The organism is Cellulomonas algicola, from assembly GCF_019024305.1.
Taxonomy (GTDB): domain Bacteria; phylum Actinomycetota; class Actinomycetes; order Actinomycetales; family Cellulomonadaceae; genus Cellulomonas; species Cellulomonas algicola.
This window is the reverse complement of the sequence record NZ_JAHKSJ010000034.1, coordinates 18,357-32,675: the sequence shown is the minus strand read 5'-3', so window position 1 is coordinate 32,675 and position 14,319 is coordinate 18,357. Positions and strand designations below refer to the sequence as shown.

At 75.5% G+C, this 14,319-nt stretch carries 14 protein-coding genes and 1 riboswitch; of the genes, 4 read left to right on the top strand and 10 right to left on the bottom strand.

Translation table 11 applies throughout. From position 1 onward, the window contains the following. Positions 1 to 106: 106 nt before the first annotated feature. The 3 genes from KOV94_RS19310 to KOV94_RS19300 form a co-directional block, all read right to left on the bottom strand. The gene (locus KOV94_RS19310; RefSeq protein WP_218052917.1) at positions 107 to 382 is read right to left on the bottom strand and encodes a DUF167 domain-containing protein; all 276 of its coding nucleotides are present in this window, start codon (positions 380 to 382) and stop codon (positions 107 to 109) included. 64 nt (positions 383 to 446) lie between these two features. Further along, entirely contained in the window at positions 447 to 1,439 is a 993-nt protein-coding gene (locus KOV94_RS19305; RefSeq protein ID WP_162352651.1) for a malate dehydrogenase, read from the bottom strand. Positions 1,440 to 1,566: 127 nt separating this feature from the next. Next, a complete protein-coding gene (locus tag KOV94_RS19300; protein ID WP_168678199.1) occupies positions 1,567 to 2,784 on the bottom strand; it encodes an NADP-dependent isocitrate dehydrogenase in 1,218 nt (405 codons plus the stop codon). Between the two features lie 261 nt (positions 2,785 to 3,045). On the opposite strand from KOV94_RS19300, the gene KOV94_RS19295 reads away from it, so the two are divergent. After that, on the top strand, positions 3,046 to 4,110 hold the full coding sequence (locus KOV94_RS19295) for an aquaporin (RefSeq protein WP_218052916.1): 1,065 nt from the start codon (positions 3,046 to 3,048) through the stop codon (positions 4,108 to 4,110). A gap of 55 nt (positions 4,111 to 4,165) precedes the next feature. On the opposite strand, the gene KOV94_RS19290 is transcribed toward KOV94_RS19295, so the two are convergent. Then, on the bottom strand, positions 4,166 to 4,570 hold the full coding sequence (locus tag KOV94_RS19290; protein ID WP_162352654.1) for a DUF3017 domain-containing protein: 405 nt from the start codon (positions 4,568 to 4,570) through the stop codon (positions 4,166 to 4,168). Positions 4,571 to 4,606: 36 nt separating this feature from the next. On the opposite strand from KOV94_RS19290, the gene KOV94_RS19285 reads away from it, so the two are divergent. After that, positions 4,607 to 5,908: an NAD(P)/FAD-dependent oxidoreductase gene (locus tag KOV94_RS19285; protein ID WP_308160669.1), complete on the top strand. Its 1,302-nt coding sequence runs from the start codon at positions 4,607 to 4,609 to the stop codon at positions 5,906 to 5,908. A gap of 184 nt (positions 5,909 to 6,092) precedes the next feature. Here KOV94_RS19285 and purH read toward each other — a convergent pair whose 3' ends face one another. Beyond that, the gene (gene purH / locus KOV94_RS19280; protein WP_124343884.1) at positions 6,093 to 7,727 is read right to left on the bottom strand and encodes a bifunctional phosphoribosylaminoimidazolecarboxamide formyltransferase/IMP cyclohydrolase; all 1,635 of its coding nucleotides are present in this window, start codon (positions 7,725 to 7,727) and stop codon (positions 6,093 to 6,095) included. A 34-nt stretch (positions 7,728 to 7,761) separates the two neighbouring features. Continuing rightward, positions 7,762 to 7,850, bottom strand: a riboswitch (ZMP/ZTP riboswitch). Between the two features lie 84 nt (positions 7,851 to 7,934). Continuing rightward, entirely contained in the window at positions 7,935 to 8,609 is a 675-nt protein-coding gene (purN, locus tag KOV94_RS19275) for a phosphoribosylglycinamide formyltransferase (RefSeq protein WP_124343885.1), read from the bottom strand. Positions 8,610 to 8,785: 176 nt separating this feature from the next. Here purN and KOV94_RS19270 point away from each other — a divergent pair, with 176 nt between their 5' ends. Beyond that, positions 8,786 to 9,406, top strand: coding sequence for a hypothetical protein (locus tag KOV94_RS19270; protein ID WP_218052915.1), 621 nt, complete (start codon positions 8,786 to 8,788; stop codon positions 9,404 to 9,406). A 74-nt stretch (positions 9,407 to 9,480) separates the two neighbouring features. Here KOV94_RS19270 and KOV94_RS19265 read toward each other — a convergent pair whose 3' ends face one another. The 4 genes from KOV94_RS19265 to KOV94_RS19250 all read right to left on the bottom strand — a co-directional run bounded on the left by KOV94_RS19265 (position 9,481) and on the right by KOV94_RS19250 (position 13,567). After that, positions 9,481 to 10,782, bottom strand: coding sequence for a cell division protein PerM (locus KOV94_RS19265; RefSeq protein WP_218052914.1), 1,302 nt, complete (start codon positions 10,780 to 10,782; stop codon positions 9,481 to 9,483). Between the two features lie 162 nt (positions 10,783 to 10,944). Next, positions 10,945 to 11,826 carry a succinate--CoA ligase subunit alpha gene (gene sucD, locus KOV94_RS19260; protein WP_124341521.1) on the bottom strand — a complete coding sequence of 294 codons (882 nt, stop codon included), beginning with the start codon at positions 11,824 to 11,826 and terminating at the stop codon, positions 10,945 to 10,947. 32 nt (positions 11,827 to 11,858) lie between these two features. Further along, on the bottom strand, positions 11,859 to 13,040 hold the full coding sequence (gene sucC, locus KOV94_RS19255; protein WP_218052913.1) for an ADP-forming succinate--CoA ligase subunit beta: 1,182 nt from the start codon (positions 13,038 to 13,040) through the stop codon (positions 11,859 to 11,861). Positions 13,041 to 13,198: 158 nt separating this feature from the next. Then, a complete protein-coding gene (locus tag KOV94_RS19250; RefSeq protein ID WP_124341523.1) occupies positions 13,199 to 13,567 on the bottom strand; it encodes a TraR/DksA family transcriptional regulator in 369 nt (122 codons plus the stop codon). A 55-nt stretch (positions 13,568 to 13,622) separates the two neighbouring features. Between KOV94_RS19250 and KOV94_RS19245 the strand changes: the two genes are divergently transcribed. After that, a complete protein-coding gene (locus tag KOV94_RS19245) occupies positions 13,623 to 14,300 on the top strand; it encodes a nucleoside/nucleotide kinase family protein (RefSeq protein ID WP_218052912.1) in 678 nt (225 codons plus the stop codon). The last annotated feature ends 19 nt before the right edge of the window (positions 14,301 to 14,319 follow it).

The window sequence follows — 14,319 nt, the reverse complement described above, 5'->3', positions numbered from 1 at the left end:
TTTCGGGCCAATCGGTCCAGCGGACACGGACCGGACATCCCCACGAACGCGCACCAGTCCAGCACGCGGCCCGGCGGACCGCCCGTCGAGCGGCCACCCCCTGCCGTCAGTCCGAGCCCACCAGCTCCGCCCACCCGGTCCGGAGCTCCTCCGACACGACGGCGTCGTCCACGTCCACGACCTTGTCCCGGCTCGTCGTCCCCGAGACGAGCGTCACGTGACGGCGTCGCACTCCGAGCGCCCCGGCGAGCGCGACGAGCGCCGCCTCGGTCGCCGCACCGTCGACCGCGCGCTCCTGCACCGCGACGACCAGCCGGTCACCGCGCCGGCCCCCGACGCGGGTCCGCGACGCCCCCGGCTTCACGCGGATCGCGACACGCACGCCCGCCCCCGTCGACTCGTCCTCACGCCGCACGTGCGTGCGGCAGCCCTGGCGATGGAGGGCGTCACACGAGGCCGAGCGCGCGGACCGCCTCGCGCTCCTCGACGAGCTCGGCGACGGACGCGTCGATGCGGGCACGCGACGCCTCGTCGATCTCGAGGTCGGGCACGATCTGCCACTCGCCCCCCGACGACGTCACCGGGAACGACGACACGAGCCCCTCGGGCACGCCGTACGACCCGTCCGACACGATGCCGGCCGACGTCCAGTCCCCGTCGGCCGTGCCGTGCACCCACGTGTGCACGTGGTCGATCGCCGCGTTGGCCGCCGACGCGGCCGACGAGGCTCCACGCGCCTCGATGATCGCGGCGCCGCGCTTGGCGACCGTCGGGATGAACGTGTCGCTCAGCCAGGCGTCGTCGCCGACGACCTCGCGCGCCGGACGGAACCCGATCGTCGCGTGGGACACGTCGGGGTACTGCGTCGCCGAGTGGTTGCCCCAGATGGTGACGCGGCGGATGTCGTCGACGGACGCGCCCGTGCGCGCGGCGAGCTGGGCGACCGCACGGTTGTGGTCGAGGCGCGTCATCGCCGTGAAGCGCGCGGCGGGCACGTCGGGCGCGTGCTGCGCGGCGATCCACGCGTTGGTGTTGGCCGGGTTGCCGACGACCAGGACGCGCACGTCGTCGGCAGCGCCCGCGTTGATCGCCGCACCCTGCGGGCCGAAGATGCCGCCGTTGGCGGAGAGCAGGTCGCCGCGCTCCATGCCCGCGGTGCGCGGACGGGCGCCGACGAGCAGTGCGACGTTCACTCCGTCGAACGCGGCGGTCGCGTCGTCGTGGATGTCGATGCCCGCGAGCAGCGGGAACGCGCAGTCGTCGAGCTCCATCGCGGTGCCCTCGGCGGCCTTCACGGCCTGCGGCACCTCGAGCAGCCGCAGCCGGACGGGTGTGTCGGGGCCCAGCAGCTGTCCGGACGCGACCCGGAACAGCAGCGCGTAGCCGATCTGGCCGGCGGCTCCCGTGACGGTGACGTTGACAGGCTGGCTGGCGGGCACGGCTGCTCCTCGGGGACGACGACGGCGGCGGCCCCGGTCGGGGTTACCCGCACGCTACCCGGACCCGGGCGCGCGCGAAGGGCGGCACCCCACGGGATGCCGCCCTTCGTCGTCGTGCGTGCCGGGGTCAGCCCAGGCGCGCGGACAGGTTCTCGTCGAGCGCGGCGAGGAACTCCTCGGTCGTCAGCCAGGCCTGGTCCGGGCCGATGAGCAGCGCGAGGTCCTTCGTCATCTTGCCGCTCTCGACGGTCTTGATGACGACGTCCTCGAGCGTCTCCGCGAACTGCGTGACCTCGGGCGTCGCGTCCAGCTTGCCGCGGTGCTTGAGGCCACCGGTCCACGCGAAGATCGACGCGATGGGGTTGGTCGACGTGGGCTTGCCCGCCTGGTACTGGCGGTAGTGGCGCGTGACGGTGCCGTGCGCGGCCTCCGCCTCGACGGTCTTGCCGTCCGGCGTCATGAGGACCGACGTCATGAGGCCGAGCGAGCCGAAGCCCTGCGCGACCGTGTCGGACTGCACGTCGCCGTCGTAGTTCTTGCACGCCCAGACGTAGCCGCCCTCCCACTTCATGGCCGCGGCGACCATGTCGTCGATGAGGCGGTGCTCGTAGGTCAGCCCGGCGGCGTCGAAGTCCGCCTTGAACTCGGCGTCGAACACCTCCTGGAAGATGTCCTTGAACTGGCCGTCGTAGGCCTTGAGGATCGTGTTCTTGGTCGACAGGTAGACCGGGTAGCCGCGCTGCAGGCCGTACGCGAACGACGCGCGCGCGAAGTCACGGATCGACTCGTTGAAGTTGTACATGCCCATCGCGACGCCGCCCTCGGCCGGGTACGTCACGACCTGCTGCTGGATCGGCTCCGAGCCGTCGGCGGGCGTGAACGTCAGCGTCAGGGTGCCGGCACCGGCGACCTTGAAGTTCGTCGCCTTGTACTGGTCGCCGTGGGCGTGACGGCCGATGATGATCGGCTTGTTCCAGCCCGGGACCAGGCGCGGGATGTTGCTGATGATGATCGGCTCGCGGAAGACGACGCCGCCGAGGATGTTGCGGATCGTGCCGTTGGGCGAGACCCACATCTTCTTGAGGCCGAACTCCTCGACGCGCGCCTCGTCGGGCGTGATCGTCGCGCACTTGACGCCGACGCCGTGCTCCTTGATGGCGTGCGCCGCGTCGATCGTCACCTGGTCGTCGGTGGCGTCGCGGTTCTGGATCGACAGGTCGTAGTAGCGCAGGTCGATGTCGAGGTACGGGTGGATCAGGCGGTCCTTGATGAACTGCCAGATGATGCGCGTCATCTCGTCGCCGTCGAGCTCGACGACCGGGCCGACGACCTTGATCTTCGCCATGCGGGGGTCTCCTGTGCCGTGGGGAGGGCCCTGGCGGGCCCGGGGGCCGGGGCCGCGCGCACGCGGGGGCACGCAGCGGCCGGCGGTTTCCGCGGTCAAGATTACTCGACATCAAGACATCTCGGTGACCGGACGGCCCCGCGATACCGCGCCCCTGCTCAGGCAGGGCTGGCATGCTGGCCCCCATCAGCAACGGCGCAGCGGGTTGGCCGGCCCGGCCCGCGCACGCGCCCGCGGACACGTACTCACGACAGGACCGACATGTCCCACGACACGCCTGACCAGACCGCCGGCACGCCCGACGAGAAGGCCGCCGCCGGCCCCGCCCCCACGGACGCGACCGCCGCCGCCCCGCAGGCCGACGCGACCGCCGCCGCACCCGCCCCGGAGGCACCGGCCGCCGCCGCGACGGGGTTCGCGAAGCCCGGCGACACCCACGGCACGCCCGCCGTGCCGCCGGTCCCGGCGAGCGACGCTGACGAGGAGGTCGACGCGTACGTCGTGCCCGCCGGCACGGTCGTCACCACCGGCCCCGGGCTGCTCGCGCGGATCGGCGCCGAGGCGTTCGGCACGTTCGTGCTCGTCCTCGCCGGCGTCGGCACCGCGCTGTACGCCGCCGTGACCCAGGCCGGCCCGCTCGCGGTCGCCCTCGCGTTCGGCATCGCGGTCTTCGCGGGCATCGCCGCGGTCGGCCACGTGTCCGGCGGCCACTTCAACCCGGCCGTGACGTTCGGCGCCGTGCTCGCGGGCCGGACGTCGTGGCGCGACCTGCTCCCCTACTGGCTCGCGCAGCTCGTCGGCGCGGTCGCGGCGACCGCTGTGCTGTTCGTCGTCGTCACGACGCTGCCCGCCCTCGCCGACCAGGAGCGCGGCTTCTTCTCGGCCACGTCGAACGGGTTCGCCGCCCACTCGCCCATCGCCGCGCAGGCCGGCGAGGGCTTCTCGTGGATCGGCGCGGGGCTCATCGAGCTCGTCGTGACCGCCGTGTTCGTGGGCATCATCCTCGGCGCGACCGACCGCCGCTCCACCTCGGGCGCGGCCCCGGCCGCGATCGGCCTCGCGCTGGCCGCGCTGCTGCTCGTCGCGATCCCCGTGACGAACGGCTCGCTCAACCCGGCCCGTTCGCTCGCGACCGCGATCTTCTCCGAGTCGTGGGCGCTGGAGCAGGTCTGGCTGTTCTGGGTCGCGCCGCTCCTCGGTGCCGCGATCGCCGCGCTCCTCTACCGGGCGTTCGCGTCGGAGCCGGTCGAGGACAACCTGTTCGAGGAGGACGACGTCTACGTCACGACCGACGACGTGCTCGTCGTCGAGGACCGCAAGGCCTGACCACCCGCGACGGGCCCGGCTCCCCACGGGGGCCGGGCCCGTCGCACGTCCGGGCTCAGGCGCCCGGCGGCAGCGAGTGGGCGAGGACGCCCAGCGAGAGCGCGGCGCCGAACAGCAGCACCAGGTCGATCGGCTTGGAGCGGACCGAGATCGCGACCGGCCCGGGCGACGGCCACGCCGCGCGCACGACGCCGCACAGCGCCATGACTCCCGCGAGCGTGTACGCCCCGGCGCGGGCACCGACGACGAACGCGACGAGCACGGACAGCAGCACGCCGGCGCTCGTCCACCACAGCGACGCGTTGCGTGCGGCGTCGAGCGACGCGCGAGCGATCGCGCGCGGGTCGAGCGGGGCTTCCTCGACGGGGATCGGGCCGGTCGCCGGGGGCACGTCGGGCTCGGCCGACGACGACTCGTGCGTCATCCGCGGCCACTGCGGTCCGACCCGCTCCTGCACCATCGATCAGCCTCCCGACGGGAGACTACCGTTGCGCGGGTGACGTCCTGGACCCCCGCCGCGCCCGAGCCCCGCAGCACCGCGCGGACGGCGGCCGGGGGCAGCGGCGGACCGGCGGTCCCCCCGCGCGACGTGCTGGTCGTCGGCGCAGGGCTCGCCGCCACGCAGACCGTCGCCGCGCTGCGCGAGCGCGGGTACGACGGGCGCGTCGTCGTCCTGGGTCGCGAGGGGGTCGCGCCCTACGACCGGCCCCCGCTGTCCAAGCACCTGCTCGACCGCACGGCACCCACGTGGCTCACCGACGAGGTCGGGGCGGACCTGACGGCGCTCGCCGACGAGGTGCACCTCGCCCGGCCCGCCCGCGCGCTGCGGGTGACCGGCGACCGGCCGGCCGTCGCGACGGACGACGGCGAGGTCGAGGCCGACGCGCTCGTCGTCGCGACCGGCGCGCACGCGGCCGTGCCCGCCGGCTGGCAGGCCGCCCTCACGCTCCACACCTGGGCCGACGCGCAGGTGCTGCGCGCCGCGGTCGGCGCGGGGCGACGTCTGGTCGTGGTCGGCGCGGGCTGGATCGGCGCCGAGGTCGCGGGCGTGGTGGCCGCCGCGGGCGGCGACGTGACCGTCGTCGAGGCCGCGGCCACGCCGCTGTCCGCCGCGCTGGGCGCGCACGTCGGCGCGCTGACCGCCCCCTGGTACGCGGCGGCGGGCGTGCGGCTGCTCACGGGCGCGCAGGTCGTCGAGGTGCGCCCCGACCGGGTGCGGCTCGCCGACGGCACGGAGCTCGTCGCCGACGCGGTCCTCGCGGCGGTGGGCGCACGCCCGGCGACGGGCTGGCTCGGCGACGCGCTCCCCCGCGAGGCCGACGGTGCGCTACGGGTCGACGAGACGCTCGCCGTCGTCGGTGCGCCGCGGCACGTCCGCGCGGTCGGGGACGTCACGCTGCGCCGGTCCGGGCGGCACGGGTGGGTGCCCGGCGGCCACTGGGACGGTGCGCTGCGCACGCCCGCGGTCCTCGCCGCCGACCTGCTCGGGGCGGACGGGCCCGTCGACGACCCGGCGCCGTACGTCTTCTCGACGCAGCTCGGTCACGAGCTCGCGCTGTTCGGGCTGCCCGACGCGGGCGACGACGTCGAGCTGCGCGGCGACCCGGCCGACGGCGCGGGCTGGAGCGCGCTGTGGTTCCGCCCCGGCACCGGGACGTGCCGCGCGGTGCTCACGGTCGACCGCCCCCGCGACGTGGGCGCCGCTCGGCGCCTGTTCGGCGCGGCGTCGCTGCCCGTGCTCGACCGCGCGACCGCGCGCGACGCCGGTCGAGGGCTGCGCGAGGCCGCGCTCGTCTGAGGGGACGTCCGACGCGGCCCGTGCGGCGGGTCGGGCGGCGCAGCGCATGTCTCTCGTCGGCAGCCGCGTCGGGCACACCGCCTCTCGACCCTCGGCGGCTGCGTCGAGCACCGGCACTCCCGCCTCGCCCGACGCGCCGCGCGGCGCCGCCCTCGTCCGGAGGGTCGGCGCCGCGCGGGGTGCGTCAGTGCGCGAAGTGGCGCGTGCCCGTGAGGTAGAGCGTGACGCCCGCCGCCTGCGCGGCCGCGACGACCTCCTCGTCACGGACCGACCCGCCGGGCTGCACGACCGCACGGACCCCGGCGTCGAGCAGCACCTGGAGCCCGTCGGCGAACGGGAAGAACGCGTCGGACGCCGCGACGGCGCCGCGCGCGCGCTCGACGTCGCCCGTGTTGGCCCGCTCGACCGCGAGGCGGCACGAGTCGACGCGGTTGACCTGGCCCATCCCGACCCCGACCGACGCCCCGCCGTCGGCGAGCAGGATCGCGTTCGACTTCACGGCGCGGACCGCGCGCCACGCGAACACGAGGTCGGCGAGCGTCGCCTCGTCGGCGGCCTCGCCCGCGGCGAGCGTCCAGGTGGTCGGGTCGTCGCCCGTCGCGTCGACGCGGTCGACCTGCTGCACGAGCAGCCCGCCCGTGACGGCCCGCTGCTCGGTCGCGACCGCGGCCGCGTCGAGCGGCGTCACCTGGAGGAGGCGCACGTTCTTCTTGCGGGTGAGCACCTCGACGGCCTCGGGCTCGAACTCCGGCGCCACGACGACCTCGGTGAACACGGGCGCGATCTGCTCGGCCGCCGCGAGCGTCAGCGGACGGTTCGTCGCGATGACGCCACCGAACGCGGACACCGGGTCGCACGCGTGCGCCTTCGCGTGCGCGTCCGCGACGTCGGCCCCGACGGCGATCCCGCACGGGTTCGCGTGCTTGATGATCGCGACGGCCGGCCCCTCGTGGTCGTGCGCGGCGCGCCACGCGGCGTCGGCGTCGACGTAGTTGTTGTACGACATCTGCTTGCCGTGCAGCTGACGCGCGCCCGCGAGCCCACGACCGGCCGCACCGTCGGCCGTCAGGTACAGGGCCGCGGCCTGGTGCGGGTTCTCGCCGTAGCGGAGCACGTCGGACCGGGTCCAGGTCGCACCCGTGAAGGCGGGGAACGCGGGTGCGTCGTCGGTGCCGGGCTCGTCGGGCGCGTAGTCCGTCGCGAACCAGCCGGCCACCGCGACGTCGTACGCCGCCGTGTGCGCGAACGCGTCCGCGGCCAGCCGGCGACGCTCGGCGAGCGTGAAGCCGCCCGCCGCGACCGCCACCGCGACGTCCTCGTAGCGCGCCGGGTCGACGACGACCGCGACGCTCGGGTGGTTCTTCGCCGCCGCGCGCACCATCGACGGGCCGCCGATGTCGATCTGCTCGACGCACTCGTCGGGGCTCGCACCCGACGCGACCGTGGCGGTGAAGGGGTACAGGTTCACGACGACGAGCTCGAACGGCGCGACGCCCAGCTCCTCGAGCTGCGCGACGTGCTCGGGCAGCCGCGTGTCGGCCAGGATCCCGGCGTGCACGCGCGGGTGCAGCGTCTTGACGCGCCCGTCGAGGCACTCGGGGAAGCCCGTCAGGTCCTCGACGCGGGTCACGGGCACGCCCGTCGCGGCGACGGTGGCCGCCGTCGACCCGGTGGAGACGATCTCGACGCCCGCGGCGTGCAGCGCGGCGGCCAGCTCGGTCAGGCCGGTCTTGTCGTAGACGCTGACGAGCGCGCGGCGCACGGGACGACGCGTCGCGTCGTCGGACGGGGCGGTGGTGGCGGCGGGCACGGAGGACATCGGCAGCTCCCGGTCGGGTGGGTCGGTTCAGGGACCCAGGCACCCAGGCGGGCGGTGCGTGGCGGGGGCACTGCGGCCGCTCCCCGGTGGTTGCACCCACCTGCGCCAGTCACGACCGTGGTCGAGTCTAGCGGCCACCGCGTCAGCCCTCCGGCGGGCACCGCGTCAGCCTCTGGCGGGCACGCGTCGGCCTCTCACAGCGCGGCGTCAGCCGCCGATGACCGCCGTCCGGCCGTCGACGCGCAGCCCCTCGCGAGCGATGCGGCCCACGCAGTCGACCAGCAGGCGCCGCTCGACGACCTTGATGCGCTCGTGCAGCGACTCCTCGTCGTCGTCGGGCAGCACCGGCACGGCCTCCTGCGCGAGGATCGGGCCGCTGTCCACGCCCTCGTCGATGACGATGACGCTGCACCCCGTGACCTTGACCCCGTACGCGAGCGCGTCGCGCACGCCGTGCGCCCCCGGGAACGACGGCAGCAGCGCGGGGTGCGTGTTGACGATGCGGCCGCCGAACCGCTCGAGCGACGGCGCCCCGAGGATCTTCATGAAGCCGGCCTCGACGACGAGGTCGGGCGCGAACACGGCCATCGCCTCGGCGATGCCGACGTCCCACGCGGCCCGGTCCGGGAAGTCCTTGAGCGACACGACGGCCGTCGGCACGCCCGCGTCGCGCGCGATGTCGAGGGCGCGGACGCCGGGCCGGTCGGACACCACGCCGACGACGCGCGCGCCGAACGCCGGGTCGTCGTGCGCGGCGAGCAGCGCCGCGAGGTTCGACCCCGTCCCGGAGACGAGCACGACGAGGCGTCCTGCGGCGCGCGTGGCCGGACGGCCCTCCTGCGGGCCGGGACGGGTGGCGGTGGGGTCGGCGGGCGGCGTCACGCGCCGACCCTACCCGCGCCCGCGCGGCGTCGCGCAGGCCCGCCTGCACGCCGGCCGTCACTGGCGCGGCGACGGTCCTGTCCTGCCCGCGTGCCGCCCGTGACGGCCGAGGGCCGCGGTCCCGCCGGCGGTGGGCGACCGTGCCGCTCGGGCGCGCGGTGGGTGACAATGCGGGGGTGAGCAACCCGTACGCGCCGCCGGAGGACCGACCGCGGGCGGCTGCGCCCGACGACGGCGGCCCCGACGCGGCACGCCCGGGCACCGCACCTACCGCCGGCGGACCGACCGGCCCCGGGGACGCGTCGCAGGGCGCCCCCGACCACCGCGGGACGGGCCCCGCCGGGCCGCCGACGGGCCCGCGCCCGGTGCCGACCGAGGCCGAGCGGCGCGAGGCCGCCGCGGCGCCGCCCGACCCGGCCGGGACCCTCAAGGCCGCCGAGCAGTCGCGCACCGTCGGCGTCCTGCTGCTCGGGTCCGTGCTCGTCGCGACGCTGCCCATGCCGTGGCGTGTCGCGGCCGCCCTGTTCGCCCTCGCGGGCCTCGTGCTCGGCGTCCGGGCGCTCGTCACCGCGGTCCGGGCCCGTGCCCGCGGCGGGCTGCCGGCGATGCTCGCGGTGCTCGTCACGATGTCGGCCGTGTGGTCGCTCGCGGTGCTCACCGCGCTGTCGATCTCGCCGCTCCTGCAGGAGCGCGAGGACTGCATGGCGGGTGCGCTGACCATCACGGCGCAGAAGCAGTGCGAGCACGCGTTCACGGACGGGCTGCAGCGGCCCACGCCGGGCGGCGACGCCGGCTGACGGCTCGGTCCTCCGCCCACACCGGGCAGGGCCCGCAGGCATCGGAGCCGGCGGCGGCCTGCTGACGTCGGAGGTCAGTCCTCGCCCGCGGGCGTACCGTCCCGGTCTGGCACACGCAGCAGGCGCCGGGCGCCCGCCCGCACGAACGGGTCGCCCGGGAGCACGACGAGCGCGGAGCCGACCAGCACACCGAGGGCCACCATCCCGCCGACGGCCCAGCCGTGCGCACCGACCGACGCCATGCGACCGGGCCCGGCGGCGCCGCTCGCGAGCGTGACGAGCGTCGCGACGAGCACGCCGGCCGTCGCCGCCGTCACCGCGCACGCGGCGAGCGCGTGCCAGCCAGCAGTCGGGCGGACGCGCCGGTGCACGTACCAGCCGGCGACGAGCCCGACGACGACCAGCACGACCGGCGCCCCCGCGGTGGCCGGCCCGACGAGGTCGGGAGCCGGCAGGCCGCCGAGCAGCGGGACCGCGGGCAGCGGCGTGGGGACGACCTCGGTCGGCGAGAACCGGCTGCCGAGGCCCACGGCGAACCCGGGACCTGACAGCCACGCGAGTGCCCAGACGACGAGGTTCGGCAGGAACGCGAGCTCGGCGAACGCGAGCACGACACCCCCGACCGCGTCGAGGTTCAGGCCCCGCACGACGTCGCCGACGGTCGCCCGACCCGCGACGACCCACAGCGTCACGACGAGCGCGGACACCGCGACCAGCAGCGCGACCGCGAGCACGCCGCCGGTGCCGCCGACGCGCGCCCACGAGGCGACGCGCGACCACGCCGGCCGGGTCAGCGCGCGCAGCGAGGGTGCCTCGGGCCGCCGCAGCAGCCCCGCACCCAGCCCGAGCCCGCCGACCACCGCACCGCCGACGACCGCGCGTGCGGCACCACCACCACCGCCGCCCACCAGCAGCGCGACGAGCCCGGCGGCCCCGGCGTACGCGCCGACCGCGGCCGCGTAGGCCGACCGCGTGGCGACGCCGGAGCGTCGCGCCGAGGCGTAGCAGGTGAACAGCGCGAGCAGGCTCACGCCGAGGGGCACGAGCGTGACGGTCGTGCTCGCCACGGCCACGGGCACGCCGTGCCCCAGCAGCCAGAGCGCGGCCCCGACGCCGACGGCCTGCGGCCACGCGACGCCCGCGTTGCTCGGGTCAGCGGACGTCGCGACGAACGCCGCGGCCGCCGGGATGGTGAGCGCCGCGAGCGACAGGACGGCCGCCTGGAGCGACGCGAGCGCACCGGTCGCCCAGCGCGGGGCGCCGTCGAGCGCGCTCGTGAAGAAGGTGGGCCGGTCGGCGCCGCCGGGGACGGTCCGGCGGCCCGGTCGGGTCGTCGTGGCGGGCGGTCGGCCCGTCCGCGGTCCTGCGGCGCTCATCCGGACATCGTCGCCGGAGCCGGACGTGTCACCCGGCACCTCGGCCCGGCGAGTCGGCCACTCGCGGCGCGCCGCACTCCGGCGCGCCGGTCGTCCCGGGCGGGCGCGGGACGCACGACACCCCCGCGCCCGGGGTCGGGAGCGGGGGTGTCGTGGGGTGGATCAGGAGCGCGTGAGCAGCTCGCGCGCGAGCGCCGCGGTCTCCGACGGGGTCTTGCCGACCTTGACGCCGGCGGCCTCGAGGGCCTCCTTCTTCGCCTGCGCGGTACCCGACGAGCCGGAGACGATCGCGCCCGCGTGGCCCATCGTCTTGCCCTCGGGGGCGGTGAAGCCCGCGACGTAGCCGACGACCGGCTTGGTGACGTTCGCCTGGATGTAGGCCGCGGCCCGCTCCTCGGCGTCGCCGCCGATCTCGCCGATCATGACGATGATCTCGGTCTCGGGGTCCGCCTCGAACGCGGCGAGCGCGTCGATGTGCGTCGTGCCGATGATCGGGTCGCCGCCGATGCCGATGGCCGTCGAGAACCCGAAGTCCCGCAGCTCGTACATCATCTGGTAGGTCAGCGTGCCGGACTTCGACACGAGGCCGACCTTGCCGGGGCCCGTGATGTCGGCCGGGATGATGCCCACGTTGGACTTCCCGGGGCTGATGAGGCCGGGGCAGTTCGGGCCGATGAGCCGGACGCCCTTCTCCTGCGCGTAGGAGAAGAACTCCGCGGTGTCGGCCACCGGGACGCCCTCGGTGATGATGACGGCGAGCGGGATGCCCGCGTCGACGGCCTCGACGACCGCGCCCTTGGTGTGGGCGGGCGGCACGAAGATGACCGAGACGTCTGCGCCGGTCTTCTCGATGGCCTCGGCCACGGAGCCGAACACGGGGACGTCGACGTCACCGAACGACTGCGTCGTCCCGGCCTTGCGCGGGTTGACGCCGCCGACGACGTTCGTGCCGGACGCGAGCATGCGCGTCGTGTGCTTGGTGCCCTCGGAGCCGGTCATGCCCTGGACGATGACCTTGGACGCCTCGGTGAGGAAGATCGCCATGTCTGTCTGCTTCTCTCTGCTTCTCGAGGGTCTCAGGCGGCGGTGTGGGCCAGGCGGGCGGCCTCGTCGGCCCCGCCGTCCATCGTGTCCGCGAGCGTGACGAGCGGGTGGCCGGCGTCCGCGAGGATGCGGCGGCCCTCCAGCACGTTGTTGCCGTCGAGGCGGACGACCAGCGGCTTCGAGGCCTCGTCGCCGAGGATCTCGAGCGCCGCGACGATGCCGTTGGCGACCGCGTCGCACGCCGTGATGCCGCCGAAGACGTTGACGAACACCGACTTGACCTGCGGGTCCGTGAGGATGATGTCGAGGCCGGCAGCCATGACCTCGGCCGACGCGCCGCCGCCGATGTCGAGGAAGTTGGCGGGCTTGACGCCGCCGTGCGCCTCACCGGCGTAGGCGACGACGTCGAGCGTGCTCATGACGAGCCCTGCGCCGTTGCCGATGATGCCGACCTCGCCGTCGAGCTTGACGTAGTTGAGGTCCTTCTCCTTGGCGCGCGCCTCGAGCGGGTCGGCGGCGGCCTTGTCCTCGAGCGCCTCGTGGTCCGCGTGGCGGAAGTCCGCGTTGGCGTCGAGCGTGACCTTGCCGTCGAGCGCGACGACGTCGCCGTCCTCGGTGAGGACCAGCGGGTTCACCTCGACGAGCGTCGCGTCCTCGTTCTTGTAGACGAGCCACAGCTTCTGGAGGACGTCCGCGACCTTGCCGGCCAGCTCGGGCGCGAAGCCCGCCGCGGCGACGATCTCGTCGGCCTTGGCCTGGTCGATGCCCGTGCGCGGGTCGACGGCGACCTTGGCCAGCGCCTCGGGGCGCTCGACCGCGAGCTGCTCGATCTCCATGCCGCCCTCGACCGAGGCCATCGCCAGGTAGCGACGCTCGGCGCGGTCCAGCAGCAGGGAGAAGTAGAACTCCTGGGCGATCTTCGCGCCGGCCGCGATCATCACGCGGTGGACGGTGTGGCCCTTGATGTCCATGCCGAGGATCTCGCCGGCCTTCTCGGCGGCCTCGTCGGCGGAGCGGGCGAGCTTGACGCCACCGGCCTTGCCGCGGCCGCCGGTCTTCACCTGCGCCTTGACGACCACGACGCCACCCTCGGCGGGCAGCAGGCGGGCCGCGGCCTCGCGGGCCTCGTCCGGGGTCGTGGCGACGATGCCGCCGAGCACGGGCACCCCGTGCTTCTCGAAGATGTCACGTGCCTGGTACTCGAACAGGTCCACTTCGGTCCCGGTTCCTCTCGTCCGACCGGCCTGGCGCGACCACGGTCCGGCCGCAGCGCCGTCGCCGATCGTAGCCTTCGGGCGGAGATATCTTCACATCGAGAGATGTGGCGTGCGCGACGTCCCCGGTCACCGGGTCGGCGTAAGAGGCCCGCCGGTCAGCGTCGTCCGCCGGCCGCGCAGGTCACGCACGTCGTCGCCGTCGGGCGGGCCGCGAGGCGCTCGGGCGGGATCGGGCGACCGCACGACGCGCACGTGCCGTACGTGCCCTCGTCGAGCCGCCGCAGCGCGCGGTCGACCTCCGCCAGCCGCTCGCTCGCGGCCGCCGCGAGCGCGTCGACCTGCGCGCGCTCGAACGCGATCGTCGCGCCCTCCGGGTCGTGCTCGTCGTCGGCGTTGCTGTCCCGCGACGCGTCCACGACGGCCGTGTGCTCGTCGACCAGCGCGGCGAGGCGGCGCTCGGCCTCCCGCCGCACGTCCGCGAGCCGTTCCCGCACCTCGTCGTCGTCCGTCGCGCGTGCGTCCATGCCCCCACCGTGCCGCGCACCTCCGACACGCGCGCGGCGCCGCTACGGTCGCGACATGCCGCCGCACGCCGCCCCGACCGAGGTCCGCGCCCGCCTGCTCGACGAGCTGGCCGCGCTGGTGCCGGACCCCGTGGCGCTGCGGCGGCCGGTGCTGGTCGGGGTCGACGGCGTCGACGGCGCGGGCAAGACCGTCCTGGCCGACGAGCTCGCGGTGGCGCTGGGCACCGACGGACGCACCGTCGTACGTGCGTCGGTCGACGGCTTCCACCGCGCACGCGCCGACCGGTACGCGCGCGGCCGACGTTCGCCGGAGGGGTTCTACCGGGACTCGTACGACCACGACGCGCTGCACCGCGAGCTGCTGGCGCCGTTCGGACCGGGCGGCTCCCGCCGGTACCGGACGGCCGTGCGCGACGTGGCCACCGACCGGCTCCTCGACGCTCCCCTGCGCACCGCGCCGGACGACGCGGTCCTGGTCGTCGACGGCATCTTCCTGCACCGTCCCGAGCTGGCCGGGTGGTGGGACGTCTCCGTCTTCCTGCGGGTGCCGTTCGACGTGACGTTCGCGCGGATGGCGGCGCGGGACGGCTGCCCGGCGGACCCCGACGACCCGGTGAACGCGCGGTACCGCGACGGGCAGCTGCTCTACCTCGCCGAGGTCGCGCCCGCGGACCGCGCGACCGTCGTGGTGGACAACGCCGACCCGGCGCGGCCGGTCCTCGTCCGCGGCTGAGGCCGGGCGCGCGGCGCCC

Excerpts from the sequence above, each read along its gene's own strand:
- KOV94_RS19290 (WP_162352654.1), bottom strand. The coding sequence starts at position 4,570 with ATGGTGCAGGAGCGGGTCGGACCGCAGTGGCCGCGGATGACGCACGAG.
- KOV94_RS19295 (WP_218052916.1), top strand. The coding sequence starts at position 3,046 with ATGTCCCACGACACGCCTGACCAGACCGCCGGCACGCCCGACGAGAAG.
- KOV94_RS19245 (WP_218052912.1), top strand. The coding sequence starts at position 13,623 with ATGCCGCCGCACGCCGCCCCGACCGAGGTCCGCGCCCGCCTGCTCGAC.
- KOV94_RS19265 (WP_218052914.1), bottom strand. The coding sequence starts at position 10,782 with ATGAGCGCCGCAGGACCGCGGACGGGCCGACCGCCCGCCACGACGACC.
- KOV94_RS19300 (WP_168678199.1), bottom strand. The coding sequence starts at position 2,784 with ATGGCGAAGATCAAGGTCGTCGGCCCGGTCGTCGAGCTCGACGGCGAC.
- KOV94_RS19250 (WP_124341523.1), bottom strand. The coding sequence starts at position 13,567 with ATGGACGCACGCGCGACGGACGACGACGAGGTGCGGGAACGGCTCGCG.
- sucD (WP_124341521.1), bottom strand. The coding sequence starts at position 11,826 with ATGGCGATCTTCCTCACCGAGGCGTCCAAGGTCATCGTCCAGGGCATG.
- purH (WP_124343884.1), bottom strand. The coding sequence starts at position 7,727 with ATGTCCTCCGTGCCCGCCGCCACCACCGCCCCGTCCGACGACGCGACG.